We start from the raw sequence: 24,853 nt of genomic DNA, 5'->3' as shown, positions 1-24,853 counted from the left end.
GTCTTATCCGTTCAAAACCGAAACAACTGCATCGCCCAATGCCGCTGTGCCCATATTGCCCCCCAGATCGGCACCGCGGCAGCCCTCCGCCAGCACCTTTGCCACGGCCACCTCGATCCGCGACGCGCTCGCCTCATCACCACCGGAATGGCGGAGCAGCATCGCGAGCGACAGGATCATCGCCAACGGATTGGCAATGCCCTTGCCCGCAATATCGGGCGCGCTGCCGTGGATCGGTTCGTACAGGCCCTGTTTGCCTTCGCTCAGCGACGCCGAGGCGAGTAGCCCGATCGAGCCCACGCACATCGATGCCTGATCGGACAATATATCGCCGAACAGATTGCCGGTGACGACGACGTCGAACTGCCCCGGATTGCGCACGAGCTGCATCGCCGCGTTATCGACATACATGTGGCTGAGTATCACGTCGGGATATTCGGCGGCGACTTCGATCACCACATCGCGCCACAGCTGCGAGGTTTCGAGCACATTCGCCTTGTCGACCGAGCAGAGCCGCTTCTGACGCCCCTGCGCCGCGCGGAAAGCGACATGCGCAATGCGCCGCACTTCGCTTTCGCTGTACGACATGATGTCATAGCCCTCACGCTCGCCATTTGCGGTCGTACGCGTTCCTTTCTCGCCGAAATAGACGTCGCCGTTGAGTTCGCGGACGATCAGCAGGTCGATCGCCGATGCGACCTCGGGGCGCAGCGCTGAGCTGCCTTCCAGCCCTGCGAACAGTTTGGCAGGGCGCAGATTGGCGAAGAGGCCGAGTTCGGAGCGAAGCCCGAGGATCGCCTGTTCCGGGCGCAAATGGCGCTCGACATTGTCGAAACGCGGATCACCAACCGCGCCGAAGAGGATGCCACCGGCCGCCTTTGCTTTCGCCAGCGTCTCGGGCGGCAGCGGATGGCCGGTCGCTTCACAGGCCGCCCCGCCGACGAGCGCGCGGTCGAGCGTCACGGGAAGTGCAAGCGCAGCAAGGACCTTCTCGGCCTCCGCCATGATCTCCGGACCGATACCGTCGCCAGCCAGCAGCAGGATTTGCACTATGTCGCCCTTTCGTGTCTCGCCAGCCGCTTAGACAGCGGCGACGCGTCACGCAACCGCCCTGCCCAGCCGATCGACCAATCTTTCCCTTACGGTCAGCAAGTCGCGGTTGCGTCCGTCGAGGACATCGCGGTCGAGGAAGTGGCCGGTGATGACGAGGCTGTCGAGAACATCGCCCATCGCCGGGCTGGCGTCCTGCCAGCACAGGAAGGGCGGCAGGCGGAAAAGGCGGTCTTCATACCCCGCGGCCGCACCGATGCTCACCGCGCTACCCGATTTGGGGCTCACGAACGCCAGGTCGGTCGAAATGCCCGTCACCACACATTCTTCGAGACTGAGGCCGAAGCCGAGTTCGGCGAGCAGCAGCAGCTCGTAACGCGCCAGCGCCGCCGCCCATTGCCGCGCGGACGAGGCAACCCCGATCGCCTGCAGGACGGCCGATAAGGCCGTGTAGAGCGCCGGATAGGGCTGGCTTTCGGGAAGCGTCGCCGCGGTCAGGCTCGTCACCCAGTCGATTGCCGCCGCAGCCAGCGGCTCGGCGAGCAACGGCGCGCGGCTTTCGAGCAATTCGACCGTAGCGCCGCCGAGTTGTTCCTCGGTGCGCGCGCGCAATTCGAGCGCCACCAGATTGCCCGGCATCAGGATCGGCCGCAATCGCCGCGAACGTCCGCCGCGTACATAGCCTGCGACCAACCCCGCTTCCTGCGTCAGCGCGCGCAGGATCGCGCCATGCTCGCCGTGCGCGCGGACTGCGCAGACGATAGCGTCGGCGGTCAGGCTGGCCAAAGCACCATCTGCGTTTGCGTCACCAGCGCTACATCGGCGCCATCCTCGGTCTGGATGCGCGTTTGCCAGACCGACAGCCGCTTGCCGACCTTCACCGGGGTCGCTTCGCCCACGAGCACCGATCCAACTGGACCCGCACCGAGAAAATTGGTCTTGCTCTCGATCGTCGTCGTGCCGCTCGCGCCTTCGGGCAGCGTCAGGAATGCACCCACCGCGCCAAGGCAGTCGGCAAAGGCCATGATCGCGCCGCCATGGACGATCCCGCCTGCGGTACAGATTTCAGCGCCGACGGGCAGCTTGCCCACGACGCGCTCCTTGCGGCCTTCGTGGATCGTGACCCCGAGCGTTCCCGCGAGCGGCATGGCTGCTGCAAAATCCATAATTCCACCTTTCGCCAGTATGTTCCCATCAGTCCTTGGGCATTTCAAATAGTCCGCGGGCAATCCCAAATTTGACCGCTCGCCGACGGAGCAGCCGGGCCCGCTCCGGATTTCTTTCTTCAAGCTGACGGAATAGCTCGCTCGCACCGTAATGCGTATATGTTCGCTTTATATTCCAGTATTTTGGGACAAAAATGGAGATCAAACCAACATATACCGAGATGACAACAATCGATCTTGAAACAAAGATTTGCCCCTTGCTGTTCCACACATCCACAGCAATCGATACCGAGATAAAGACGCTCAAAAGGAGGACCGCCGCTAGACCGATCAGCGAAAGGGCTGCCCAAGGATAGAACTGGTGGAATCGCTTTGGCCAAACGAATTTCGGATAACCTCGAAGCGTTGGGGAAAATTGGTTCGCATCAAATGCCAATGGGTAGTGAGCGAGAAGCCTTGCTCGCGCCTTGGCGTCCGAGCGATCAAAAACATACGAAAAAATAGTCTGAAAATACGACATTTTTGCATCAATAAGCGCATGGTTTAACCCTGCCACACAGGAAAACATCAACGCAAAATGCTTCAAATATACGGGATTGACCTTCAGTCCTGCGGACCCAAACTCTTCTACGAACTCGAGATAGGATAAGACCAAAAGGGCAAAAGAAATTAACATCATGGAGATGGACTTTTGTCGTTGATCATAGAGTTTTTCCAGTGAGGGATAGACTCCACTAAGGATCGTTTTCTCGTCGTCTGCTTCCTGAACGAGCAAGAGGTAAGACACCTCTCCATCAGCCATTTTGGCCTGCTTCGTTGAGATTCCGGTCGTCTTGTTCCGCTCCCACCTCATCTCTGCCCTCCGCACTCACCGTCCCGAATGATAGAAATCATGCACCGCCTGCGCGACCGCGGCGCTGACGCCCGGGGCCTTCTGCAGGTCTTCGAGGCTCGCGCCGCGTACCGCGCGCGCGGTGCCAAAGTGCATCAGCAGCGCCTTCTTGCGCGACGGGCCGATGCCGGGCACCTCGTCGAGCGGCGAACTGCCCATCGCTTTCGCCCGTTTCTGCCGGTGCGCGCCAATAGCGAAACGGTGTGCCTCGTCGCGCAGCCGCTGGATATAGAAGAGCACCGCATTGTTCGGCGGCAACGTGAATTCGCGTCCGTCGGGGTGATAGAAAGTTTCGCGCCCGGCATTGCGGTCGGGGCCCTTGGCGACGCCGATAAAGGTCAGGTCGTCAATCCCCAGCTCGGCGAACACCGCCGCAACCGCCGACACCTGCCCCTTGCCGCCGTCGATCAGCACGAGGTCGGGCCATTCGCCCTTCGTCCGTTCGGGATCCTCCTCGATCGCCCGCGCAAAGCGGCGCTCGAACACCTCGCGCATCATCGCGAAATCGTCGCCCGGCTGCGTCTCGGCGCGCTTGATGTTGAACTTGCGATAGGCGCCCTTGATCCAGCCCTCTGGGCCGGCGACAACCATCGCGCCGAGCGCGTTGGTGCCCTGTATATGGCTGTTGTCGTAAATCTCGATGCGCTGCGGCGGGTTTTCGAGGTCGAACAGGTCGGCGAGTTCGCGCCCCAGTTTCGCCTGACTGCTGCTCTCGGCAAGCCGCCGGTCGAGTTCCTCGCCGGCGTTGCGCACCGCCTGTTCGAGCAGGCGGCGGCGGTTGCCGCGTTGCGGCACGCTGATTTCGACCTTCCGGCTCCCGCTTTCGCCCAATGCTTCGGCGAGCAAGGCGCTCTCCGCGGGTTCGCGGTCGACGAGGATCAGCTTCGGCGGCGGCACGCCTTCGTAGAATTGCATCAGGAAGCTCGCCATCACCTCTTCCTCGGGCACGCCCGAAACATGCGCGGGAAAGAAGCTGCGGTGGCCCCAGTTCTGCCCGCCGCGGATGAAGAAGCCCGCGATGCAGAGCTGCCCGCCCTTCGCCGCAAGTGCAAAGACGTCGGCATCGCCCAGCCCGTCGGCGTGCACCGACTGGCTGCCCTGGATGAAGGTCAGCGATTTCAGCCGGTCGCGGATCACCGCCGCCTGCTCATAATCCATCGCGTCGGCGGCCTTGGTCATCGCGGCGCCCAGCCGCTTTTGCACCGCGGTCGAGCGGCCTTCGAGGAAGTCCTGCGCGTCGCTCACCAGTCCGGCATAGTCTTCTTTCGAAATACGGTCGACGCACGGCGCGCTGCACCGCTTGATCTGGTAGAGCAGGCACGGCCGCGAACGATTGGCGAAAAAGCTGTCGGTGCAACTGCGCAGCAAGAAGGTCTTCTGCAGCGCGTTGAGCGTCTGGCCCACCGACCCCGCGCTTGCAAATGGGCCATAGTACCGCCCCTTCGCGCGCCGCGCGCCGCGATGCTTCTGCACCCGCGGGAAATCATGGTCGGTGCGCAGCAGGATGAAAGGGAAGCTTTTGTCGTCGCGCAGCAGCACATTGTACGGCGGGCGGTAGCGCTTGATCAGTTGCGCTTCGAGCAGCAGCGCCTCGGCCTCGCTGGTGGTCGTGACAATCTCCATTGCGCGCGTCTGCGACACCATCCGCTGCAACCGCTGCGGCAGGCGCGCGACCTGCGTGTAATTGGTCACCCGGTTCTTGAGCGCGCGCGCCTTGCCGACATAGAGTACGTCGCCGCGTGCATCGAGCATCCGGTAAACACCGGGCCGCGACGGCAATTTGCGCACCACGCTGCGGATCGCCTCGGCGCCGCGTTCGAGGTCGGGCTGATCGCCCTCCGCGCCGCCGCCACGCATCACATAGGTCGCTTTTTCTTCGTTGAATCGGTCGGGAGCGTTCGGGCGGGCCATGATTTTGCATGTAGGCGATGGCGGGGCGACCCGCCATAGTGCGCGAGGTAAAACATGGGAGGGGTCTTATGGAATTACGCGGCAAACTCGCCTTGGTCACCGGCGGCAGCGACGGCATCGGGCGCGAGATCGCGCTGCAATTGCAAGCCGCAGGCGCCGATGTGATCGTCACCGGCCGCTCGGCGGAGAAATTGCAGGCGATGGCGGGGCTCGACTTCGGCACGATCGCGGGCGACCTGTCGACGCCGACCGGCGTCGATGCGGTTGTGGCGGGCGTCACAGACAAACCGCTCGCGCTGCTCGTCAACAACGCTGGAGTCGGCAGCGAATATGAGCTCGACAAGGCCGAGACCCTGGAGAATGCGGCGCACTGCATCCGCACCAATCTGGACGCGCCGATCACTCTCTGCACACGGCTGCTGTCTGTACTCCGCGCGCAGCCCGAGGCGGCGATCGTCAACGTTACGTCGGGGCTCGCGATCGCGCCGCGCGCGGGCGGGTCGATCTATTGCGCGACCAAGGCCGGTCTGCGCAGCTATACGCAGGCGATCCGGCATCTGCTGAAGGACAGCAACGTCCGCGTGATCGAGGCGCTGCCACCAGTCGTCGCAACGAACATGACCGCAGGCCGCGGAGGCAAGAAGATGAGCGCGCACGACTGCGCCGCCGAGATCGTCCACGGTATCCGCACGGAAAAGAGCGAGGTCAATGCCGGCATGGTGAAGGTGCTGCAGCTCGTCAACAGCATCTCGCCCGCGCTCGCGCGTCGCATCATGATCCGGTTCTGAGGAGACGACAGGCATGATTACCCTCTATGGCGAAGGCCGCGGTTTCCGCGTCGCATGGCTGCTCGAAGAGATGGGGCTGCCCTACCGGCTACGGCAGGTCGACCTTCTCGATGGCGTCGAACAGGATACCGAATTTCTGGCGGTCAACCCGGCGGGTTTCATTCCCGCGATTGTGGACGGCGGGGTCACGATGGTGGAATCGATCGCGATCATCGAATATCTGCTCGCACGCCACGGTCCAAGCCCGCTCGCGCCAATGGTGGATGACCCGTCGTTCGCTATCTATCAGCAGTTTCTCCACTTGGGCGAAGCCGGTCTCGCAGGACCGATCAATGCAATCGTCGCAACGCACATCCTCGCGCCCGAAGCTGAGCGGGAGAATTGGACGACGGGATGGGCGCTCGACATCTTCAAAAGCCGGCTCGGCCTTGTGAGCCGCCAGCTCGCGAATACGCCCTATGTCGCGGGAGACCGGTTCACCGCCGCCGACATCTCGGTGACCTATGCCCTCCAATTCGCCGAACGCACGATCGGTTTCGCGTTCGATACGGCGGAACGGGACTATATCGAACGAACCACCGCCCGAGATGGATATCAACGCGCGATGGACAATTGCCTCGCCACAAAAGCGTGGGTTGCGGGACTGGCCAGAGCGAACTGACCTCAAAAGCAAACGCCCGCGGAAATCCGCGGGCGCCCTGTATTTCGCGATGTCGAAGAAGCTCAGCCCTTGGCGACACCCGCGATTGCCTGATCGACCAGCGCCTTATCGGCCTTGGCATCATGCTTGTCGGCGATCAGCTTCGCCGCCGCGTCGGTCGCCGCCTTGGCAGCCGCGGTGCGGACTTCGGCGAGCGCGCCGGCTTCAGCCGCGGCGATGCGATCCTCGGCCATCTGCTTGCGACGCGCGATCAGTGCCGTCGCATCGGCCTTCGCCTTGCTCACCAGCGCATCGGCCTCCGCATCGGCGCGGGCGCGCATTTCGTCGGCTTCCCCGGCGGCGTCGGCCAGCTTCGCCTCATATTCGGCCTTCAGTGATTCGGCGTCGAGGCGTAGCTGTTCGGCTTCCTTCAGCTGCTTCGAAATCTCAGCGATCTTGTTGTCGAGCATACCCGCGACCATCGCCGGCACCTTCTTCCACAAGAGGATCGCGATGAAGATCGCCATCGCGATCGAAACCCAGACGGTCGCATCGATGAAACCGAACGATGCCGGCTCGACGTGCACCTCACCCGCCGCTTCGGACAGGATCATCAGATAATCAGCCATGGAGCACCGCCTTCACCGCCGCCTTGGCATCCGCCGCAGCAACCTTCACACCAGACAGCTTGGCGACGAGCTCGCCCGCAGCTTCGGCCGCGACCGATTCGATTTCGGCCATCGCCGAATTGCGCGCCGCACTGACGTCCGCTTCCGCCGCCGACAGCTTGTCGGCGAGTTCGGCATCAATCTTGGCAAGACGCTTTTCGGCATCTTTCGCGGCCTTGTCCTTGGCGTCGGTCACCGCCTTCTGCGCGGCGGCGCGGCTCGCGTCGCTTTGCTGGCGATAGCTTTCTTCCAGCGCATCGGCGGCAGCATGCGCCGCCTTGGCTGCGGCCAGATCGTCGGCCACCTTGCGGTCGCGCGCGTCCACCGTCGCCTCGATCTTCGGCAGCATGCCACGGCCGATGACGAAAAAGACGAAGCCAAAGGTCAGCAGCACCCAGAAAATCTGCGATGCGGCATACCAGTTTTCAGCGAATTGGCTGATTTGAGGCATGGATACTCTCGACCGACAAGGAAAAATTCAGTCGCGGGGCCGCACCCGAACGGCCGACCCCGCAAACGGGATCAGGCTGCCTTCAGATACAGCAGGATCGCGATAAGGAACGACAGCAGGCCGAGAAGTTCGGCAGCCGCGAAGCCGATGAACAGGCGGCCCTGCTGGCCGTCGGCAGCCGCGGGGTTGCGCAGCGCGCTTTCGAGGAAGCTACCGAAGACATTGCCCACACCGATGGCAGCCATACCGGCACCGATGGCGGCCAGACCGGCGCCGATGAGCGAAGCAGCTTGAACGTCCATTTTATACTCCTTGGGAAAAACGTAGATTATACAGTTGAAAAATCAGTGCAGATTGATCGCGTCGTTCAGATAGAGCGAGGTGAGCAGCGCGAATACATAGGCCTGGATACCCGCGACCAGCAGTTCAAGGCCGCTGATCCCGACCATCAGCGCCATGCTGGGGATGCCGACGCCGAGACCGACCGCCGGACCGGCAGCGATCCCGTCGATGATGAACGAGGCAAACACCTTCATCAGCACGTGGCCCGCAGTCATTGCGACGAACAGTCGCAGCGCGAGGCTGAACGGGCGAACGAGGAACGATACCAGCTCGATCGCGGGAATCAGCCATAACAGCCACCAAGGCGTGCCATGCGGCACGAACAGCGAGAAGAAGTGCAGGCCGTGGCGCCAGAAACCGACGATCAGGACGATCGAGAAGCTCAGGATCGCGAGAAAACCGGTGATCGCGAAGTGGCTCGTCACGGTGAAGGGGTGCAGGCCGAACAGGCCGAAGGGCATCAGGCCGATCACATTCAGCATCAGGATGAACATGAAAAGCGAGAAAACATAAGGCGTAAACTTGCGTCCTTCAGGGCCGATATTGGCGTTCATCATGCCCGAAATGAAGCCGGTGAAGCCCTCGACGGCGACCTGCCAGCGACCGGGGACAAGCTGGCGCTTCATCCCGCCGATCATGAAGACCCACAAAAGCAGGCCAGCGATCACCATCCACATCGCGCTCGTGGTGAAGGCGACCTCGTGATTGCCGACATGGAACATGTCGAACATCTTCTGCACCTCGAACTGGTGCATCGGGTCCACTTTGCCTTGATCCGCCACGCGATACCTCGCCTAAATTAACATCAGTCCGGCTTCGACGGCCGGACGTTCGCAATCCGAAATATATTCCTGAAGGCAACGACTATTCCAAGGAACAGCACCACCAACAGGCCCCAGGGTGCCGTGCCGGCGAAATGGTCGATCGTCCAACCGACCAGCGCGCCGCCACCGATTCCGCCCAGCAGTTCGGCCAATACGCGATTACCGAGCTTGTAATTGGCGTCGGTCTCCGGTCCGGCGTTCACTGCGGTCCTTCTTGCTTCTGCGGCTTCGGCCCGGTCCAATCGCTCTTCGAGCGAAACCAGACGCGAATCCTCCGAGCCAAGTTCCGGATCGCTGCCATTCCCCGTCATTTCCCTGCCATCCTCCTGAAACAGAACCGGAAACTCCCGATTCCGCCTGCAAAAAAAGGCCCGAAAATTCGGGGTACCCCTAAGGCGCGGTCCGTTTAGGAACGACGCCCGGCTAAGTCAATGCTTGTGCGCAGATGCACAAAACGGCGCGGCAGCCTCGCGCAAAAATGCCGCCGCGTTTAGGGGCGCGGCGGCATCTGAGGACCTTGGGGTCCCGATATCTGGGGCTGGTCGTTACGGACAGCGCGCGTCGCGCTCGGGCGGGCTGCTGTCGCGCGTCTTCCACGCACCGCCTGGCGTCTGATATTTCTCGCCCGGCTTGGTCTGCGCAATCAGGTTGCAGCCGCTGGTAAAGGCGAATTGCTCCACCGTGCTGCCAGTCGACTGCGCGCTCGCGGTATAGGCCGCCTTGCGCTTGATATTGAGATCCTGCACCAGCGCCCGGATCGCCGGGGTCGGCGTCGTGGCAAAGCCCAGATAACCATCAGGTTGCTCGCCGATCTGACCGGCAGCGCGCGCGGCAGCATAGGCCGGATCGCGCTGCGCCATCGCCGACGGCACGGCAAAAGCCACCGCCGCCATCGCCGCGATCGCAGCAAGGGCCAGCCCGGTCGGTTTCCAGTTCGTCATACGCATCACATTCTTCCCCATCAGAATATCTCGCTATTCTGCTCGATGAGCTTCTTGGCATCGCCGTCCAGCCTGTACACCACTTCCTGACGAATGTTGATGTTCAGATTGATCTCGATCGGCTTGTCGGGGGTGTCGATCTGGACGCAACCCGCGAGGGCCCACATTCCCGTCATCACCGCAACACACCGACCGCCGATGGCCAGCCTCCTTGCTCCAGTCTTGGCAGTCTTCATCGCACAGGCTCGCTTTCTGGTGGCTGAACGGGGTTGGATGCGGCCTTCGTGGCCGCTTCGGCTTCTTCCTGCGCGCGCATCAGTGCGGGCAGATTCTGTTCGATGAGCAGCGACGGGTCGTAAAAGCCCTTTGCCGACGTCAGCAGCTGACGGAAGGGTGCCCGGATCTTCACATTGAAGATCAGCGGCAACTTTGCGACCTGATTTGTCAGGAAATTGCGCGTCGCGCCCTCGCCCTGCCCCACCCCGCCAAAGCGGATATCGGTGACCATCTCGCCGTCGAGATCCCCGTTCAATATGATCGTCAGGTCGTCATATTTGAGGCTGCGCAGCGCACCAAAGGCAAAATTTGCGATCGTCCCCAAATTGCGGTTCGACAATTCGCCCACATAGGCGAGCGTTCCGCCCCCGCCGCGCGAATCGATGCGGCCATCGACGATGCGCCCGCCGAGGCCATCGAACTCCACCGGCAGCGTCCCGTCGAACACGCCCGTCGCGTTGATATTGTCGAAGCCGAAGCTTTGCAGGAACACCGCAGCGTCGACCCCGACGATGTCGAACGACAGCCGCCGGGCATTCGCCGCGCTGAAATCGAGCGTCGTCGGATGGAGAAGCAGCTTGCCACCGCCGAAAGGCCAGCTCCCGCCCTCGATCCGGACGCGATTGTCGCCGAGCAGCCGATATTCGATCTCGCCATCAAGCACCGGGATGCCGGGGTTGATTTCCTTGACCTTCGCAACCTGCCCCGGCGCGGCCCTCAGCCCGATCAGATCGTCGAAGCTGATCGTCGTCGTGAGCCCCGTCACCGGGCCGAACGCCGCCGCCAGGCTGGTATCGGCGGTCGCGAAGGTGCCGCGGCTCGTGACCCCGTCGGCGGTCCATTCGATCCGTCCATCGCCGACCACCGATCCGCGCACATTGGCGACGACGCCGAGCGCAAGGCTCGTCAGCTGGTCGGGCTGAAACGCCTCGCTGAACCGCAACTCCCTGACCGTCAGATCGGCCGAGCCGCTGCTGTCGGACAACCGATGGCGGATCAGCGTATCGAGTACCTTCGTCCCCGTCTTCCGTTCGTGGAAGCCTGCCTTCGCCTCGATCAGGCCGTTTGCAAAGCGAAGGTTCGCATCATTGCTGACGAGCGGAAAGAAGCGCGGATCGGGAGCCGCGTCGGTGAGCAGCAGCCCGCCGTCGAGCGTGAGCGCCCCATCCGTCCAGCGCCATTGCCCGGCAATCTCGCTCATATCGAGCGGCACCGCGCCGATCTTCCCGCTCGCGCCGCGAAGCTCGCCCGCCATGCCTCGCGGCGTCGCCCGCCCGCTCAGGCTTTTGGCATTGAAGCGCGTAACGCTTTCCCCTTCGCCCAGCCGGATATCGGCGCGCGCGACCGACCAGCGCAAGGCCGAAAGGTCGATGTTCGCCGGTCCGCTGCCCAGGCTGAACGGCGAACTGCCGCTCGATCCGCGCAAGGCAACCCGGGGAATATGAATATCCCCGCGCAGTCCGTCGGGACCGACGCTCAGCAGCGGCGCGCCGGGACGGCCGCAGAGGTCGATCGCACTGCGTCCGAGGCGGATGCCGCCGACCTCGACGCGGTCGGCCGTGACCCGACTGCACCCACCATCGAATGCGAGTGCCCCCGTTGGCGCGAGAAAACCGCTCAGCGGTACCGTCAGCCGCTCGACGCGCCCGCCTGCGAGCGGCCCCGACAGCGTCGCCGCCGTCGCGAAGCGGAGCAGCCCATCCGCGCCACCCGAAAAGCGCACCGGCGTCAGTGCCAGCCCCGCTCCTTCGGCGCTATAGGGATCAAGGCTGGCGAGCCCCTTCACCTTCCCTTCGGCGCTGCGATCGATGAGCAATGTCCCAGACGGCAGGTCGCCGCCGGCGATGCTCCAGCGCCCCGTCGCGATCACCGCGGGCTCGTCGGCCCCATAAAGATAGCCGATGCGGCTATCGGCGCTGCCGATGAAACGCGCGCCGCTCGCGCTGGTGATCTCGGGTGCGATCAGGTCGACCCGCGCGGTCGGCCCCTCGCCCGCGATCGCGAAGCCTGCGCTGCCGCTCGCGTCGGCGAGCACGCGGCCGAGTGCGCCCATCGCCTTCGCCGTGAGCGGCCCGACCGGCGTGCCTGCAAGCCCCCGTGCGCTTTCGGACAGCGAGCGGCGCATGTCGGCGCTGCCGCTAGCCCGCGCAAAACCGATCCGCCCGTCGAATTTCGGCGCCGCGCTGCCAACGCTGCCCCTGGCTTCCAGCGTCACCGCGTCCGCCGCGAAACCCGTGCTGCGCAGGCGCGCCATCTCGGCCGTGATATCGAGCCTAGTCAGCACGGCCGTCCCGTCGAAGCCCGCGAGCAATCCCATCCGGTCTGCTGCGACCGGCCCGGCGGTCAACCGTGCGATGCTCGCGTCGGCCTTGCCCTTCCAGCTTTGCAAATTCTCCGACAGCGACAGGTCGAGCGCGACCTGCGGCGATGCCGCGCTGACGCTGCCGTCCGCACAGTGCAGGTCGCCCCCTCGCAACGGACCGACAAGCTGGGGCCGGACATCGCGAACGCGCAAAGTTCCGTAAAAGCTGACATCGCTGCCGCTGCAGCCTGCCGCCGCGATGGTCGGCGCGACGAGCGCCAGCTTGCCCGTGAAGTCGCGGCGCAGGTTGCCGCCGCCGTTCAGCGCGGCGCCGATATTGCCCCACGGCGTTTCGACGCGCGCCCGCGCATCGCGCAGAATCACCGAAAGGTCGGGCAAGGCAAATGGATCCTTGCTCTCCGGGTCGCGGAACTTGTCGAGCGATCCGAACGACAGGCGTCCGTCGACGAAACGCCCGTAAAGCCGCACGCCGTCTGCGTGGATTCCCGAAATATAGGGACCTCTCCAGCCATAACCGAGCAGCACTTCAACGCGCTTCGCCGTCAGGTCGGGGCGTTTCGGGTCGCCGATGACGATGCCAGACAAAATCTCGCTGCGAAAGCCTATCCGATCGATCGTGTAGTGTGCAGGAACGCCGCGACTGTCGAGCTGGTCGCGGATGAATTCGTCGGCGATCGGCTCGCGCGCGATCCAGACGCCGCCAACAAGGAGAAGCACCGCCCCCGCCGTCAGCCAGCGCTTCTTGAACAGGAGCGTCCGGGATTTGAACCGCCGCTCCGGGGCCGCATCCGCGTCAGTCATGGAGTACGGACAATGACGTCATGGCGGATAAATTTCGTCCTCCGACCCCGGCCCCGTTCAGGACAGAAACGCCGGAAATCCCGTTTCGATGCAGGAAATTGGTCCGGTTCGCCATCATCCTTTCCTATGACCGTTGAGTGCGCCCCACAAGGCGGTTATTGCCGCGCCATGGGGGATACGCCGGACCATGTCGGACATCGCACGCGGCTACGCGCCCGCCTGCTCGACGAAGCCGATGGCCTCGCCGATTACGAACTGGTCGAATATCTGCTCGCCCTCGCCATCCCGCGCCGCGACACCAAGCCGCTTGCCAAGTCACTGCTGCGCGAATTCGGCTCGCTGGCGCAGTTGGTCAGCGCCGATCCCGAATCGCTGCGACGCGTCGATGGCCTCGGCGATACCGGCATTGCGGCACTCAAGATCGTCCAGGCGACCGGACTGCGCCTCCTGAAGGGCGAGTTTCGCGACAAGCCGCTGCTGTCGAGCTGGGACGCGCTGCTCGACTGGCTTCGCGCCGACATGGGGCCGATCGACGTCGAGCGCGTCCGCATCCTCTATCTCAATTCGCGCAACATGCTGATCCGCGACGAGCTCGCAAGCGAAGGTTCGATCGACCAGTCGGCGATCTATGTTCGCGAGGTGATCAAACGCGCGCTCGAACTCGGCGCCTCGGCGATCATCCTCGTCCACAACCATCCGAGCGGGAGCCCCGAGCCGAGCCGGCAGGATATCGCGATCACCAAAGATATCGCGAGCGCCGCCGCAAAGCTGGGGATCGCCCTTCACGACCATATCATCATCGGCGGATCGGATTATCGCAGCTTTCGCGCGATGGGGCTACTGTGACACGTCATTTGACTTCCTCGGCTCGCGGCCACATCATTTGGTCCATGCAGATTCGACGCAGCCTTCTCCGCTTCCGCCATCATGGGGGGCAGCTTCTCGCGGGCACCTAGCCCCGGGTTCCGGCGCGATCGCCCCGAGCCCGGGGCACCTTCCGTCCAATATTGCCGCGAGTGGCGAACCGCCGCGCGCCAGCCGGAAAGTCCGCGCCATGACCAAGAAGAAGAAAAACGGGGCCGCGATGCCTCATATCCGCATGATCGACAGCGAAGCCGACGCCCTCACCGAATTGACGCTGCAGCAACAGCGCGATTCGGTCCGTTTCTATGAATTGCTGCTCGAAGAAATCGATCGCGCTGCCATATGCGGCCGGTCCGACATTCCGTCCGATGTCGTCACTATGGGGTCGAGCGTCACGTTCCTCGACGAAAAGAGCGGCGCGGAACGAACAGTGCGGCTCGTATATCCTGCCGAAGCCGACATAGCCGCCGGACGGATGTCGATCCTGACCCCTGTCGGCGCGGGATTGATCGGCCTCAGCGTTGGCCAGTCGATCAACTGGCCCGATCGCGGCGGCATCGAACACCGGCTGACGATCGTCGCGGTCGAACAACCCGTCCAACTTTTATAAACGGCGATGCAGCCGCCGGATCACTCCGACGGCTGCACCACCCCGCGGGGCGCCGTTCAGGCGCCGCGCGACAGGAAACCGGTCAGTTCGGTCTTGTTCACACCGCCCGACTTGTCGCTGTCGGCCGATGCGAAAGCCTGCCCGATCCAGGTTTTCACCTCGGCCGATTCGACATCGGCGCTCGGATCGGTCGCGGCACGAAGCTTCTTCATCCACGCGCCGAATTCGGCTTCGTTGAGATCGCCATTCTTGTCGCCGTCATAGGTAGGGAATTCCTGCTCGACGATCTGTGCGATCTGCGTGGGCGTCGCGGCCGCGCTCGACGACGGAGCGGGCTCGGTCGAAGCCGGCGGGGTCGTCGACGCATCAGGCGCGGGGGCCGGGCTGGTGGTATCCGGTGCCGGTTCGGTCGTTGTCGGCGGGTTCGTCGGATCCGACGCCGGAGGAGTCGTCTGCGCGAGGGCCGGGAAACTGACGGCAGCAGCGCCGATCAAAAGCATCTGCTTCAACATGGTCTATCTCCTGTCTAAGGGGTTATTCCGGTTCCGATTCAGGTTTTTCCTCGGAATCCGGCGCGGGCTGGTCAGCCGGAGGGGTGGGCTCAGCCGCGGGAGGTGCGTCGGTCGGTGCTGCGTCCTCGATCGGAGCCTGATCGGTCGGTTTCGTTTCGTCCGTCGGCTTCTTGTCGGGTTCGGGGGTCGTCGTATCGGTCGGTGCCGGCTGCGACTGGGTGTTCGGAACCGGCTCTTCGGCCGGAGGAGTCGTCTGGGCGAGAGCGGGGAAGCTGATCGCCGCGGCGCCGATCAAAAGCACTTGTTTCAACACATTTATTCTCCTGTAGCGGCGACTTCGAGGGCCGGCTTGGCCTGTCGCCTTTCTGATGGGGCATAGGGGCAACCCATCGTGTTTCGGCAAAGTTGCGCCCCTTGCGCATTTGGCGAAACGCCCCGTCCCTGCTACGGGGCGCCCCGTCGTGGTTCCGCAGGGATTCCGCGACAAGGCGCCCGAAAAGGAAGGAAATTCAATGGTTCCGCGTTACGCACGGCCGGAAATGACTGCGATCTGGTCGGCCGAGAATCGCTTTCGCATCTGGTTCGAGATCGAAGCGCACGCGACCGACGCCCTCGCAGAACTGGGCACCGTTCCGAAGTCCGCCGCCAAAGCGCTGTGGGACTGGTGGGCAACCAACCCCGTGATCGATGTCGCCGCGATCGACGCGATCGAGGCCGTCACCAAGCATGACGTCATCGCGTTCCTGACCTGGGTTGCCGAGAATGTCGGCGACGAAGCGCGCTTCATGCATCAGGGCATGACCAGTTCGGACGTCCTTGACACCTGTCTTGCGGTCCAACTCAGCCAAGCAGCTGATATTCTGCTCGCCGACCTCGATGCGCTGCTCGAAGCGATCAAGCGCCGCGCCTATGAGCATAAGCTGACCCCGACGATCGGCCGCAGCCACGGCATCCACGCCGAACCCGTCACCTTCGGGCTGAAGCTCGCCGAGGCCCATGCCGAATTCTCGCGCTGCAAGCTGCGGCTGGAGGCCGCGCGCGCCGAAATCGCGACCTGCGCCATTTCGGGCGCGGTCGGCACGTTCGCCAATATCGACCCGCGCGTCGAGGCGCATGTCGCGGCGAAGCTCGGACTGTCGGTCGAACCCGTATCGACGCAGGTGATCCCGCGCGACCGTCATGCGATGTTCTTTGCCGTCCTCGGCGTCGTCGCCTCGTCGATCGAACGGCTGTCGGTCGAGGTCCGTCACCTTCAGCGTACCGAAGTGCTCGAGGCCGAGGAATATTTCTCACCGGGACAGAAGGGCTCGTCGGCAATGCCGCACAAGCGGAACCCCGTGCTGACCGAAAATCTGACCGGCCTCGCGCGCATGGTCCGTAGCGCCACGATCCCCGCGATGGAGAATATCGCGCTCTGGCACGAACGCGACATCAGCCATTCGTCGGTCGAACGCTTTATCGGCCCCGACGCGACGATCACGCTCGACTTCGCGCTCGCGCGCCTGACCGGCGTCGTAGACAAATTGCTCGTCTATCCCGAGCGTATGCAGAAAAATCTCGATCGCATGGGCGGCCTCGTCCACTCGCAGCGCGTGCTGCTGGCATTGACGCAGGCGGGCGCGAGCCGCGAGGACAGCTATGCGCTCGTCCAGCGCAACGCGATGAAGGTCTGGGAATCGGATGGCCAGCTGTCGCTGCTCGAGCTGCTGAGAGGCGACGCGGACGTCACTGCGAAGCTGTCGGCCGACGAACTGACCGCGCTGTTCGATCTCGGCTATCACATGAAGCATGTCGACACGATCTTCGAGCGGGTATTCGGAGCGACTTAGGCCCGGGCTGGAATCGCGCGGCATTCTGTCATAGGGTCAGCGCCGGACCGACAGAGGAGCAAGACGAAGTGGGAATCCTGCGCACGATCATCTGGGTCTTGTTGACCGCCGTCCTCGTCATTTTCGCAATGGCGAACTGGATTCCGGTGACCGTCACGATCTGGCCGGGCCAAGTGCTCGACACCAAATTGCCGGTGCTGATCTTTGCCGCCTTCCTGATCGGCAGCGTCCCGATGTGGGTCGCGCTCCGTACGACGCGTTGGTCGATGAAGCGCCGCCTCGACGCGAGCGAGCGGCAGGCGGCCGACCTACGCGCGCTCGCCAACCGGCCCGTCGAGGTCACGCCCACCGCGCCGGTCAACGATATTCCGCCTGCCCCCACCGATCTCTTCTCGACGGACAAGCCATGACCTCCCCGCTTTATCTCGCCATCGACACCACGCACCTCGACGCGGCGCTGACGCTGGCGCAAAAAGTGCGGCGTCATGTTGGCGGGCTGAAGCTGGGGCTCGAATTCTTCTGCGCCAACGGCCACCACGGCGTCCATGAAATGGCCAAGCTCGGGCTGCCGATCTTTCTCGATCTCAAGCTGCACGACATTCCGAACACCGTCGCAAAGGCGATACAGGCGCTGCGTCCTCTCGAACCCGCGGTGCTCACGGTCCACGCTGCCGGCGGCCGTGCGATGCTGGAAGAGGCAAAGGCTGCGGCGGGACTGAACACCAAGGTCGTGGCCGTCACGGTGCTCACCAGCCTGGACGCCCCCGACCTCGACGATATCGGCGTGGGCGGTACGCCGCACGATCAGGTCGCTCGTCTCGCCGCGCTCGCGCGCGAATCCGGGCTCGACGGCATCGTCTGTTCGGGACGGGAAGTGAAGGCTGCGCGCAAGGCATGGCCTGGCGGCTATTTCGTCGTCCCGGGCGTCCGCCCCGCCAACGGCAAGATCGGCGACCAGAAGCGTGTCGTCACCCCGGCGCAGGCGATGTCCGACGGCGCCTCGATCCTCGTCATCGGCCGCCCGATCAGCCAGTCGGCCGACCCCGACCTCGCCGCGCGCGAGATCGAAGCCACACTTTAAGAGGTTTTCATGCCCCCCCTGGTGAAGATTTGCGGGCTTACGACGCCCCAGGCCGTCGACGACGCCATTCGTCTGGGCGCCACCCACATCGGTCTCGTTCATTATGAGCCGAGCCAGCGCCACGTCGACCTCAAGACCGCGGCCGAACTGCGCAAGCGCGCCGGTTCACGCGTCAAGGTCGCATTACTGCTCGTCAACGCCTCGCAAAAGCTGACCGGCGATGCGCTCGGCATGGTGCGACCCGACATCATCCAGTTCCACGGTAGCGAGACACCCGAATGGCTGGCGGTCGTGAAACGGCTGGTTCCTGCGGAAATCTGGAAGGCCGTCGGGTTGAAGGATGCGGGGACGCTCGAGCGCATGCAGAAATACCACGGCATCGCCGACCGCATCCTGTTCGATGCGCCTGCTGCTGCGCTTCCAGGCGGAACCGGTACGCGTTTCGACTGGTCGCTGCTCAAGAACCACCGTCACACGATGGACTGGGGCATCGCGGGCGGGCTGACGCCCGACAATGTCGGGCAGGCGATCTCCGAAACCGGCGCGCCGCTCGTCGATGTCTCCTCGGGCGTCGAAAGCGCACCGGGCGTCAAGGATGTGGACAAGATCGCCGCTTTCCTTAAAGCGGCGGGCCGATGACCCAGCTCCCCAACAGCCTTCGCACCGGCCCCGACGAACGCGGCCACTTCGGTCAGTTCGGCGGCCGTTATGTTGCCGAAACGCTGATGCCGCTGATCCTCGACCTCGAGCGTCACTATCGCGCCGCGCAGACGGACCCGGCGTTCAAGGCCGAATTCGACTATCTGCTGAAACATTATGTCGGGCGCCCCAGCCCGCTGTGGTTTGCCGAACGGCTGACCGAGCATCTCGGCGGCGCGAAGATCTACCTCAAGCGCGAGGATCTCAACCACACCGGCGCGCACAAGATCAACAATTGCATCGGCCAGATCCTGCTCGCGAAGCGGATGGGCAAGACGAAGATCATCGCCGAAACCGGCGCGGGCCAGCATGGAGTCGCGACTGCGACCGTCGCCGCGCTCTTCGGCCTGCCCTGCACGATCTTCATGGGCGCGGTCGACGTCGCGCGCCAGCAGCCGAACGTCTTCCGCATGAAGTTGCTCGGCGCCGAAGTCGTCGCGGTCGAAAGCGGCGCGAAGACGCTGAAGGACGCGATGAACGAGGCGCTACGCCACTGGGTCGCGAACGTCCACGACACCTTCTACATCATCGGCACCGTCGCCGGGCCGCATCCCTATCCCGAACTTGTCCGCGACTTCCAGTCGGTGATCGGCGAGGAAGCCAAGGCCCAGATCCTCGAAGCCGAGGGCCGCCTGCCCGACATGTTGATCGCCCCCGTCGGCGGCGGTTCGAACGCGATCGGGCTCTTCCATCCCTTCCTCGACGACGAAGGCGTCAAAATCGTCGGGATCGAAGCGGCGGGCGAAGGCCTCGATGGCAAGCACGCCGCCAGCCTTGCGGGCGGGCGCCCCGGCATCCTCCACGGCAACAAGACCTATCTGCTGCAGGATGAGGACGGCCAGATCACCGAGGCGCACAGCATCTCGGCGGGCCTCGACTATCCCGGCATCGGCCCGGAGCATAGCTGGCTCCACGAAATCGGCCGCGTCCGCTACGAACCCGTCACCGACGCCGAAGCGCTCGCGAGCTTCCAGAAGCTGACCAAGCTCGAAGGCATCATTCCTGCGCTGGAGTCCGCGCACGCAATCGCGGCCGCCGAACGCATCGCGCCGACGCTGGGCAATGACAAGGTCATCATCGTCAACTGCTCGGGCCGCGGCGACAAGGATATCTTCACCGTGGCGGATGCATTGGGAGTGGCGCTGTGAACGGCCGCCAAAAATTCGGACTGGCCCTGCTGCCCGTCGCGATCGCGATCTACATGGTAGGCTGGATGGGCTGGGCAGCCAATGACATGGTCTTCTACGGAACGATCGGCCTTTTGCTGGCCATCAAGATTGCCATGATTGCGTTCAAACTACGTCACGAGTCGAGTCATGACTAATCGCTTCGCCGCCGCCTTCGCCAAACCGCACGCCGCGCTCGTCGCCTTCATTACCGGCGGCGACGGCGACACCGCCGCGAATCTCGACGCGCTCGTCGCGGGCGGCGCCGATGTTATCGAGCTCGGTATGCCCTTCACCGATCCGATGGCCGACGGACCCGCGATTCAGGCCGCGAATCTGCGCAGCCTCGCCAAAGGCACCACCACCGCCGACCTGTTCGCGATTGCCGCCGCATTCCGGAACCGCCATCCCGACACCCCGCTCGTCCTGATGGGCTATGCCAACCCGATGACGATCCGCGGCGCCGACTGGTTCGCCGCCGAATGCGCGAAGGCCGGCGTCGACGGCGTGATCTGCGTCGATATCCCGTCGGAGGAGGATGGCGAACTCGGCCCCGCGCTCCGCGTCGCCGGCGTCGACCTCATCCGGCTCGCGACGCCGACCACCGATGCCGCGCGCCTGCCCGATGTGCTGAATGGCGCTGGCGGCTTCCTCTATTATGTCTCGGTGGCGGGCATTACCGGGCTCCAGCAGGCCGCGCAGACCAGTATCGACGAGGCCGTCGCGCGCCTGAAAGCCGCCACCGACCTGCCCATCGCGGTCGGCTTCGGCGTCCGTACCCCCGAACAGGCGGCCGCAATCGCGAAGGTCGCCGATGGCGTCGTCGTCGGATCGGCCTTCATCGACATCATCGCGCAGCATGGCGACGCCGCCGCGCCTTATGTCGAAGCCTTCACCCGTACTCTCGCCGATGCTATCCACGGCGCAAAGGAGATCGCCGCATGAGCTGGCTCGACCGCGTTCGCAATGCCCTGCCCTTCACCGCCAAGCGCGATACCGCCGACAATCTGTGGCACAAATGCCGCCAGTGCCAGCAGATGGTCTTCGTCAAGGAATGGGAAGACAACCTCAACGTCTGCCCGCGCTGCGACCATCACGATCGCATCGGCGCGACCGAACGTTTTGCGCAGTTGTTCGACGGCGGCTTGCACGAGCTGATCGCCGCGCCCGCTGCGCCCGAGGATCCGCTGAAGTTCCGCGATACCAAGAAATATGTCGACCGCATCAAGGCGGCGCGCGCGCAGACCGGCGATCGCGACGCCTATCAGAATGCGGCAGGCAAGATCGATGGGCAGCCTGTCGTCATCGGCGTCCAGGATTTCGCTTTCATGGGCGGATCGATGGGCGTTGCCGTCGGCGAGGCTTTCGTCGCGGGGGTCGAAGCGGCGATCAAGCGCGGCACGCCTTATATCGCAATCACCGCGGCGGGCGGCGCGCGTATGCAGGAAGGCACGCTGTCGCTGATGCAGATGCCGCGTGCCACGGTGGCGCTCGCGCGCCTGCGCCGCGCCGGTCTCCCCTATATCGTGCTGCTCACCGACCCGACGACGGGCGGCGTCACCGCCAGCTATGCGATGCTCGGCGATATCCAGATCAGCGAGCCCAAGGCGCTCATCGGTTTCGCGGGCCAGCGTGTGATCGAGAATACGATCCGCGAAAAACTGCCCGAAGGCTTTCAGCGCGCCGAATATCTGCTCGATCACGGAATGATCGACATGGTCGTGCATCGCAAGGAATTGCCCGAAACGCTGGGACGCCTCATCGGCTATCTCGCGCCCGAAAAGGCGGCCTGAACCCCATCCCCGACGTCGTCATGGCCGACCATGCCCACAGTTCCGATCCTGCGGTGCAGGCCCAGCTCGATCGCCTCGCCGCACTGTCGCCGGGGCGCGACATTCTCGGACTCGAACGCATTGGCGAGCTCTGTGCACGCCTCGGCAACCCGCAGCTTCAGCTCCCGCGAACCTTCCATGTCGCGGGCACGAACGGCAAGGGATCGACCTGCGCCTACCTTCGCGCGATCCTCGAAGCACAGGGCCACCGCGTGCATGCGTACACCAGTCCTCACCTCGTCCGCTTCAACGAACGCATCCGCCTTGCCGGGACGCTGATTGACGACGCGTTGCTCGCGACCTTGCTTGAGGAAGTTCTGGATGAGGGGGCTGATCTGCAGGCCAGCTTCTTCGAGGTGACCACCGCCGCCGCCTTCCTCGCCTTCGCGCGCATCCCCGCCGACGACTGCGTCATCGAGGTCGGGCTCGGCGGCCGCCTCGATGCGACCAATATCATCCCTCCCCCCGCGGTCGCCGGGATCGCCTCGCTCGGCATCGACCACGAAGCCTTCCTGCTCGCGCCCGAGGCCGGGACGCCCGGCAACCCCGCCATGCGTATCGCGTGGGAGAAGGCCGGGATCATCAAGCCCGGCACGCCCGTTGCGACGCTCGCCTATCCGCCACATGTGCGCGACACGATCGCGGCGAAAGTCGCCGAGGTTGGCGCTACGCTGTTCCCCGAGGGCGACGGCTGGACGGTACAGGCCAGTGGTGACGCTTTCCGCTGGACGTCCAAACTGGGTTCGATTGCAGAGCCGCTTCGGTCGCAAATGATCGGCACACACCAGATGCGCAACGCGGGGCTCGCCATCGCGATGCTTCATCTTGCCGCCGATCCCCAGCCGACAAATGCAGCGATTGCCCAAGGCATTGCCGATGCCTTCTGGCCCGGAAGAATGCAGCGCCTCGGAGCCGGTCCGCTCACCGCGCTACTGCCGGACGGCACCGAAGTCTGGCTCGATGGCGGACATAATCCCGATGCCGGCGCCGCGCTTGCAACGGCCCTCAATGACCGCCCGCCGCTTCACATCATATGCGGCCTGCTCAGGAACAAGGATGCCGCAGGCTTCCTTCGTCCGATCGCCGACCGTATCGCGTCGTTTCAGGCGGTGCCGATCCCCGGGCACGAGCATCACGATCCCCGTGATCTTTGCCACTCGGTTCAGGCCGACCTCGGTATTCCCGATGCCCAGCCGTGCGACGACGTCACGGCAGCGCTCCGCCATATCGCCGACCATCGGCCGCCCGCCGACGTGCTGATCTGCGGATCGCTCTATCTCGCCGGCGTCGTTCTCGATCTCAACGATGAATGGCCGATCTAGCGCAGTTCCGCGAGCGTCCGCTTCACCCAATCATACATTTCGGCGGCGGCCTTCAGCGTTACCGGCGGCGTTCGCTTCATGCGCTGCTCCACCTCTCTCAACGCCTTGCGCGCACCGGCCTTGTCACCCTCGGCAAGCAGGATGCCGGCGATCCGGCAGCGGATTTCATCGCCCGGGACGCGGTCCACGATATCGCGATAAATTACGAGCGCGTCCGCGGCCCGCCCATCGGCTTCGGCGACCTTTGCCCTCAATAGCGCGCGCCGGTCGATCTCGGTCCGCGAAATTGTTTCGGGTAATCCGTCGACCGCCGCCAACGCCTCGGTATAGCGACCCGCTTCATAGGCAGCTTCGGCGATCCGCATTCCGATCGTCCGGTCGGCGTGCGGTGACAGGCGCTCCGCCGTCCTGAACGCCTCGAGCGCCTCCGTGTGGCGCCCGCGCGCCATCAGCGCATCGCCAAGCTCGATCCGGTTGCCCGCGGTATCGCTGAACTCGGCCGCGTCGCGCGCTTCGCGAACACGGCGTTCGGGGTCCATCCTGTCGGCAATCTTCGTCCTTGCTTCGCGCACTCGCCGGTCGCGCGGCAGGCCGGGCAATATCTCGACGATGAAATAGGCCAGGATGCCGACCATCGGCAGGAAGGCGATCGCCATGATCCAAGCGGTGTTCCGGCCCGTACGGAACACATGGACGATGCAAAGCACCTGCAGCACGATCGAGATGAGGAAGAAGTGCATCGGCTAGACGACTCCTGCCGACGGCTTGCCTTTCCACGCCAGCAACATGCCGGCGACGAAAGCAACAAGCGAGGTCGCGAGGATATGGGTGCCCAGTTCGAGCTGTTGGTACATCAGCACCCCGACCAGTCCCGCAACGATCAAGGCAAATCCGACGATCCGCCATACACCGACCGGTTGCTTGAGCTGCCGGTCATCGATCGCGCCAGTCTGGCGAATGGTTTCGACGACATAGCCCTTGCTCCACAGAACCCACAGAAGAAGCATACCGGGGATCGCGGCGGCAACGGTAAAGCCCCAGAAGCCCACCCAGCCCAGCTTATCGGCTACGATCCCTGCGGGACCTGCCATAAAGGTTCGTCCGACACCAGCAAAGGACGACAACAAAGCAAATTGCGTTGCCGTATAAGCAATGCTCGACAGGCCTGAGAGATAGGTGGTGAACACCGTCAGCCCGACGCCGCTGGTCAGATTCTCGGTCACGATCGCGGCGACGAGCATCCAGTAATTGTTTCCGGTAGCCGCAAGTATCATAAACATGACATTTGAGAACATCATCAGCAGCCCCGAAATCAGCAGCGCGCGTCCCATGCCTAGCCAAAGAATAAGGGGCGCGCCGAGAGCCGACCCGACAATCAGGGCGCCATAACCCCACAGCTTGTTTGCGGAGATATAATCGAGGTCGAGGAAACCGAGATCCACGATCATCGGCCCCAGCATCGTTTGCCCCATCGCATCACCAACCTTGTAAAGGAGGACAAAGCCAAGGATCAGGAACGCGCCGTGCCGGGTCAAGAACTCGCGGAACGGATTGATGACCGTTTCGGTCAGCCATTGGCCGGCCTTCATCCCCGCCACATGTTCGAATCTATCGACGAATTTCCCCGGACCCGCCCACAGCGCGCCGATAATTGCCGGCACGATGCAAAAGGCGGTCAGGCCATACGCCGTTGCCCAGCCAAGCCCCAAACCTTCGTTCGACGCAAAATAGATTGTGCCCGCACCCGCGATCAGGTTGCCCGTCCGATAACCGAACTGGTTGGTCGCGGTGCCGTGAGCGAATTCGTCTTCCTCCAATATCTCGATGCGATAGGCGTCGATGACGATATCCTGCGTCGCCGACAG

30 protein-coding genes are annotated in these 24,853 nt (G+C 63.9%); 13 read left to right on the top strand and 17 right to left on the bottom strand.

Translation table 11 applies throughout. The annotated features are described in order from the left end of the window. Window positions 1-3: 3 nt before the first annotated feature. From leuB to uvrC, 5 genes are all read right to left on the bottom strand, one after another. Window positions 4-1,050, bottom strand: a complete 1,047-nt coding sequence (gene leuB, locus JHC57_RS10600) for a 3-isopropylmalate dehydrogenase (RefSeq protein WP_294029965.1) — start codon at window positions 1,048-1,050, stop codon at window positions 4-6. 48 nt (window positions 1,051-1,098) lie between these two features. Then, window positions 1,099-1,836, bottom strand: coding sequence for a DNA repair protein RecO (recO, locus tag JHC57_RS10595; RefSeq protein ID WP_294029964.1), 738 nt, complete (start codon window positions 1,834-1,836; stop codon window positions 1,099-1,101). Beyond that, on the bottom strand, window positions 1,824-2,216 hold the full coding sequence (locus tag JHC57_RS10590; RefSeq protein WP_294029963.1) for a PaaI family thioesterase: 393 nt from the start codon (window positions 2,214-2,216) through the stop codon (window positions 1,824-1,826). Before JHC57_RS10590 ends, recO begins: the two co-directional genes overlap by 13 nt. Before the next feature lie 28 nt (window positions 2,217-2,244). Further along, window positions 2,245-3,018 carry a hypothetical protein gene (locus JHC57_RS10585; protein ID WP_294029962.1) on the bottom strand — a complete coding sequence of 258 codons (774 nt, stop codon included), beginning with the start codon at window positions 3,016-3,018 and terminating at the stop codon, window positions 2,245-2,247. A gap of 66 nt (window positions 3,019-3,084) precedes the next feature. Then, window positions 3,085-5,019 carry an excinuclease ABC subunit UvrC gene (gene uvrC, locus JHC57_RS10580; RefSeq protein WP_294029961.1) on the bottom strand — a complete coding sequence of 645 codons (1,935 nt, stop codon included), beginning with the start codon at window positions 5,017-5,019 and terminating at the stop codon, window positions 3,085-3,087. Between the two features lie 68 nt (window positions 5,020-5,087). Here uvrC and JHC57_RS10575 point away from each other — a divergent pair, with 68 nt between their 5' ends. Both JHC57_RS10575 and JHC57_RS10570 read left to right on the top strand, forming a co-directional pair. Further along, entirely contained in the window at window positions 5,088-5,807 is a 720-nt protein-coding gene (locus JHC57_RS10575; RefSeq protein ID WP_294029960.1) for an SDR family NAD(P)-dependent oxidoreductase, read from the top strand. Between the two features lie 13 nt (window positions 5,808-5,820). Next, window positions 5,821-6,468, top strand: a complete 648-nt coding sequence (locus tag JHC57_RS10570; RefSeq protein WP_294029959.1) for a glutathione S-transferase family protein — start codon at window positions 5,821-5,823, stop codon at window positions 6,466-6,468. 62 nt (window positions 6,469-6,530) lie between these two features. Here JHC57_RS10570 and JHC57_RS10565 read toward each other — a convergent pair whose 3' ends face one another. The 8 genes from JHC57_RS10565 to JHC57_RS10530 form a co-directional block, all read right to left on the bottom strand. Further along, window positions 6,531-7,076 carry a F0F1 ATP synthase subunit B gene (locus JHC57_RS10565; RefSeq protein ID WP_294029958.1) on the bottom strand — a complete coding sequence of 182 codons (546 nt, stop codon included), beginning with the start codon at window positions 7,074-7,076 and terminating at the stop codon, window positions 6,531-6,533. Beyond that, window positions 7,069-7,566 (bottom strand): ATPase, encoded by a 498-nt coding sequence (locus tag JHC57_RS10560; RefSeq protein WP_294029957.1) that lies wholly within the window; start codon window positions 7,564-7,566, stop codon window positions 7,069-7,071. The genes JHC57_RS10565 and JHC57_RS10560 overlap by 8 nt, the downstream gene beginning before the upstream one ends. A 71-nt stretch (window positions 7,567-7,637) precedes the next feature. Then, complete coding sequence (locus JHC57_RS10555; protein ID WP_037515205.1) at window positions 7,638-7,868, bottom strand: F0F1 ATP synthase subunit C; 231 nt, start codon at window positions 7,866-7,868, stop codon at window positions 7,638-7,640. Window positions 7,869-7,910: 42 nt separating this feature from the next. Next, complete coding sequence (locus JHC57_RS10550; RefSeq protein WP_294029972.1) at window positions 7,911-8,663, bottom strand: F0F1 ATP synthase subunit A; 753 nt, start codon at window positions 8,661-8,663, stop codon at window positions 7,911-7,913. Window positions 8,664-8,713: 50 nt separating this feature from the next. Next, window positions 8,714-9,043 (bottom strand): AtpZ/AtpI family protein, encoded by a 330-nt coding sequence (locus JHC57_RS10545; protein WP_294029956.1) that lies wholly within the window; start codon window positions 9,041-9,043, stop codon window positions 8,714-8,716. A 234-nt stretch (window positions 9,044-9,277) separates the two neighbouring features. Beyond that, window positions 9,278-9,679: a YdbL family protein gene (locus tag JHC57_RS10540; RefSeq protein ID WP_294029971.1), complete on the bottom strand. Its 402-nt coding sequence runs from the start codon at window positions 9,677-9,679 to the stop codon at window positions 9,278-9,280. Between the two features lie 14 nt (window positions 9,680-9,693). Then, on the bottom strand, window positions 9,694-9,849 hold the full coding sequence (locus tag JHC57_RS10535; protein ID WP_294029970.1) for a YnbE family lipoprotein: 156 nt from the start codon (window positions 9,847-9,849) through the stop codon (window positions 9,694-9,696). A 56-nt stretch (window positions 9,850-9,905) separates the two neighbouring features. Next, on the bottom strand, window positions 9,906-13,073 hold the full coding sequence (locus JHC57_RS10530) for a YdbH domain-containing protein (RefSeq protein ID WP_294029955.1): 3,168 nt from the start codon (window positions 13,071-13,073) through the stop codon (window positions 9,906-9,908). A 168-nt stretch (window positions 13,074-13,241) separates the two neighbouring features. Between JHC57_RS10530 and radC the strand changes: the two genes are divergently transcribed. Together radC and rnk are read left to right on the top strand one after the other, a co-directional pair. Continuing rightward, complete coding sequence (radC, locus tag JHC57_RS10525) at window positions 13,242-13,919, top strand: DNA repair protein RadC (protein WP_294029954.1); 678 nt, start codon at window positions 13,242-13,244, stop codon at window positions 13,917-13,919. 238 nt (window positions 13,920-14,157) lie between these two features. Further along, window positions 14,158-14,547 (top strand): nucleoside diphosphate kinase regulator, encoded by a 390-nt coding sequence (gene rnk, locus JHC57_RS10520; protein ID WP_294029953.1) that lies wholly within the window; start codon window positions 14,158-14,160, stop codon window positions 14,545-14,547. A gap of 56 nt (window positions 14,548-14,603) precedes the next feature. On the opposite strand, the gene JHC57_RS10515 is transcribed toward rnk, so the two are convergent. Together JHC57_RS10515 and JHC57_RS10510 are read right to left on the bottom strand one after the other, a co-directional pair. Then, window positions 14,604-15,059, bottom strand: a complete 456-nt coding sequence (locus JHC57_RS10515; protein WP_294029952.1) for a calcium-binding protein — start codon at window positions 15,057-15,059, stop codon at window positions 14,604-14,606. Between the two features lie 22 nt (window positions 15,060-15,081). After that, window positions 15,082-15,372, bottom strand: coding sequence for a hypothetical protein (locus JHC57_RS10510; RefSeq protein WP_294029951.1), 291 nt, complete (start codon window positions 15,370-15,372; stop codon window positions 15,082-15,084). A gap of 199 nt (window positions 15,373-15,571) precedes the next feature. Between JHC57_RS10510 and purB the strand changes: the two genes are divergently transcribed. The 9 genes from purB to JHC57_RS10465 all read left to right on the top strand — a co-directional run bounded on the left by purB (window position 15,572) and on the right by JHC57_RS10465 (window position 22,988). Next, window positions 15,572-16,888 carry an adenylosuccinate lyase gene (purB, locus tag JHC57_RS10505; protein WP_294029950.1) on the top strand — a complete coding sequence of 439 codons (1,317 nt, stop codon included), beginning with the start codon at window positions 15,572-15,574 and terminating at the stop codon, window positions 16,886-16,888. 68 nt (window positions 16,889-16,956) lie between these two features. Further along, window positions 16,957-17,298: a LapA family protein gene (locus JHC57_RS10500; RefSeq protein WP_294029949.1), complete on the top strand. Its 342-nt coding sequence runs from the start codon at window positions 16,957-16,959 to the stop codon at window positions 17,296-17,298. Then, window positions 17,295-17,969 (top strand): orotidine-5'-phosphate decarboxylase, encoded by a 675-nt coding sequence (gene pyrF / locus JHC57_RS10495; protein WP_294029948.1) that lies wholly within the window; start codon window positions 17,295-17,297, stop codon window positions 17,967-17,969. The genes JHC57_RS10500 and pyrF overlap by 4 nt, the downstream gene beginning before the upstream one ends. Before the next feature lie 9 nt (window positions 17,970-17,978). Further along, window positions 17,979-18,608 (top strand): phosphoribosylanthranilate isomerase, encoded by a 630-nt coding sequence (locus JHC57_RS10490; RefSeq protein ID WP_294029947.1) that lies wholly within the window; start codon window positions 17,979-17,981, stop codon window positions 18,606-18,608. Further along, a complete protein-coding gene (gene trpB, locus JHC57_RS10485; RefSeq protein WP_294029946.1) occupies window positions 18,605-19,816 on the top strand; it encodes a tryptophan synthase subunit beta in 1,212 nt (403 codons plus the stop codon). The genes JHC57_RS10490 and trpB overlap by 4 nt, the downstream gene beginning before the upstream one ends. Next, on the top strand, window positions 19,813-19,992 hold the full coding sequence (locus tag JHC57_RS10480) for a hypothetical protein (protein ID WP_294029945.1): 180 nt from the start codon (window positions 19,813-19,815) through the stop codon (window positions 19,990-19,992). Before trpB ends, JHC57_RS10480 begins: the two co-directional genes overlap by 4 nt. After that, window positions 19,985-20,779, top strand: coding sequence for a tryptophan synthase subunit alpha (gene trpA / locus JHC57_RS10475; protein ID WP_294029944.1), 795 nt, complete (start codon window positions 19,985-19,987; stop codon window positions 20,777-20,779). Before JHC57_RS10480 ends, trpA begins: the two co-directional genes overlap by 8 nt. Then, entirely contained in the window at window positions 20,776-21,627 is an 852-nt protein-coding gene (gene accD / locus JHC57_RS10470; RefSeq protein ID WP_294029943.1) for an acetyl-CoA carboxylase, carboxyltransferase subunit beta, read from the top strand. Before trpA ends, accD begins: the two co-directional genes overlap by 4 nt. A 20-nt stretch (window positions 21,628-21,647) precedes the next feature. Beyond that, window positions 21,648-22,988, top strand: a complete 1,341-nt coding sequence (locus JHC57_RS10465) for a folylpolyglutamate synthase/dihydrofolate synthase family protein (RefSeq protein WP_294029942.1) — start codon at window positions 21,648-21,650, stop codon at window positions 22,986-22,988. Here the strand turns inward: JHC57_RS10465 and JHC57_RS10460 are convergent. Together JHC57_RS10460 and JHC57_RS10455 are read right to left on the bottom strand one after the other, a co-directional pair. Beyond that, window positions 22,985-23,728 carry a tetratricopeptide repeat protein gene (locus JHC57_RS10460; protein WP_294029941.1) on the bottom strand — a complete coding sequence of 248 codons (744 nt, stop codon included), beginning with the start codon at window positions 23,726-23,728 and terminating at the stop codon, window positions 22,985-22,987. The two genes, JHC57_RS10465 and JHC57_RS10460, sit on opposite strands and share 4 nt — an antisense overlap. 3 nt (window positions 23,729-23,731) lie before the next feature. Next, on the bottom strand, window positions 23,732-24,853 hold a 1,122-nt coding region (locus JHC57_RS10455), incomplete at its 5' end, for a hypothetical protein (protein ID WP_294029940.1).

The organism is Sphingopyxis sp. (assembly GCF_016463645.1).
Lineage (GTDB): Bacteria > Pseudomonadota > Alphaproteobacteria > Sphingomonadales > Sphingomonadaceae > Sphingopyxis.
This window is presented reverse-complemented; position numbering and strand designations above follow the sequence as displayed.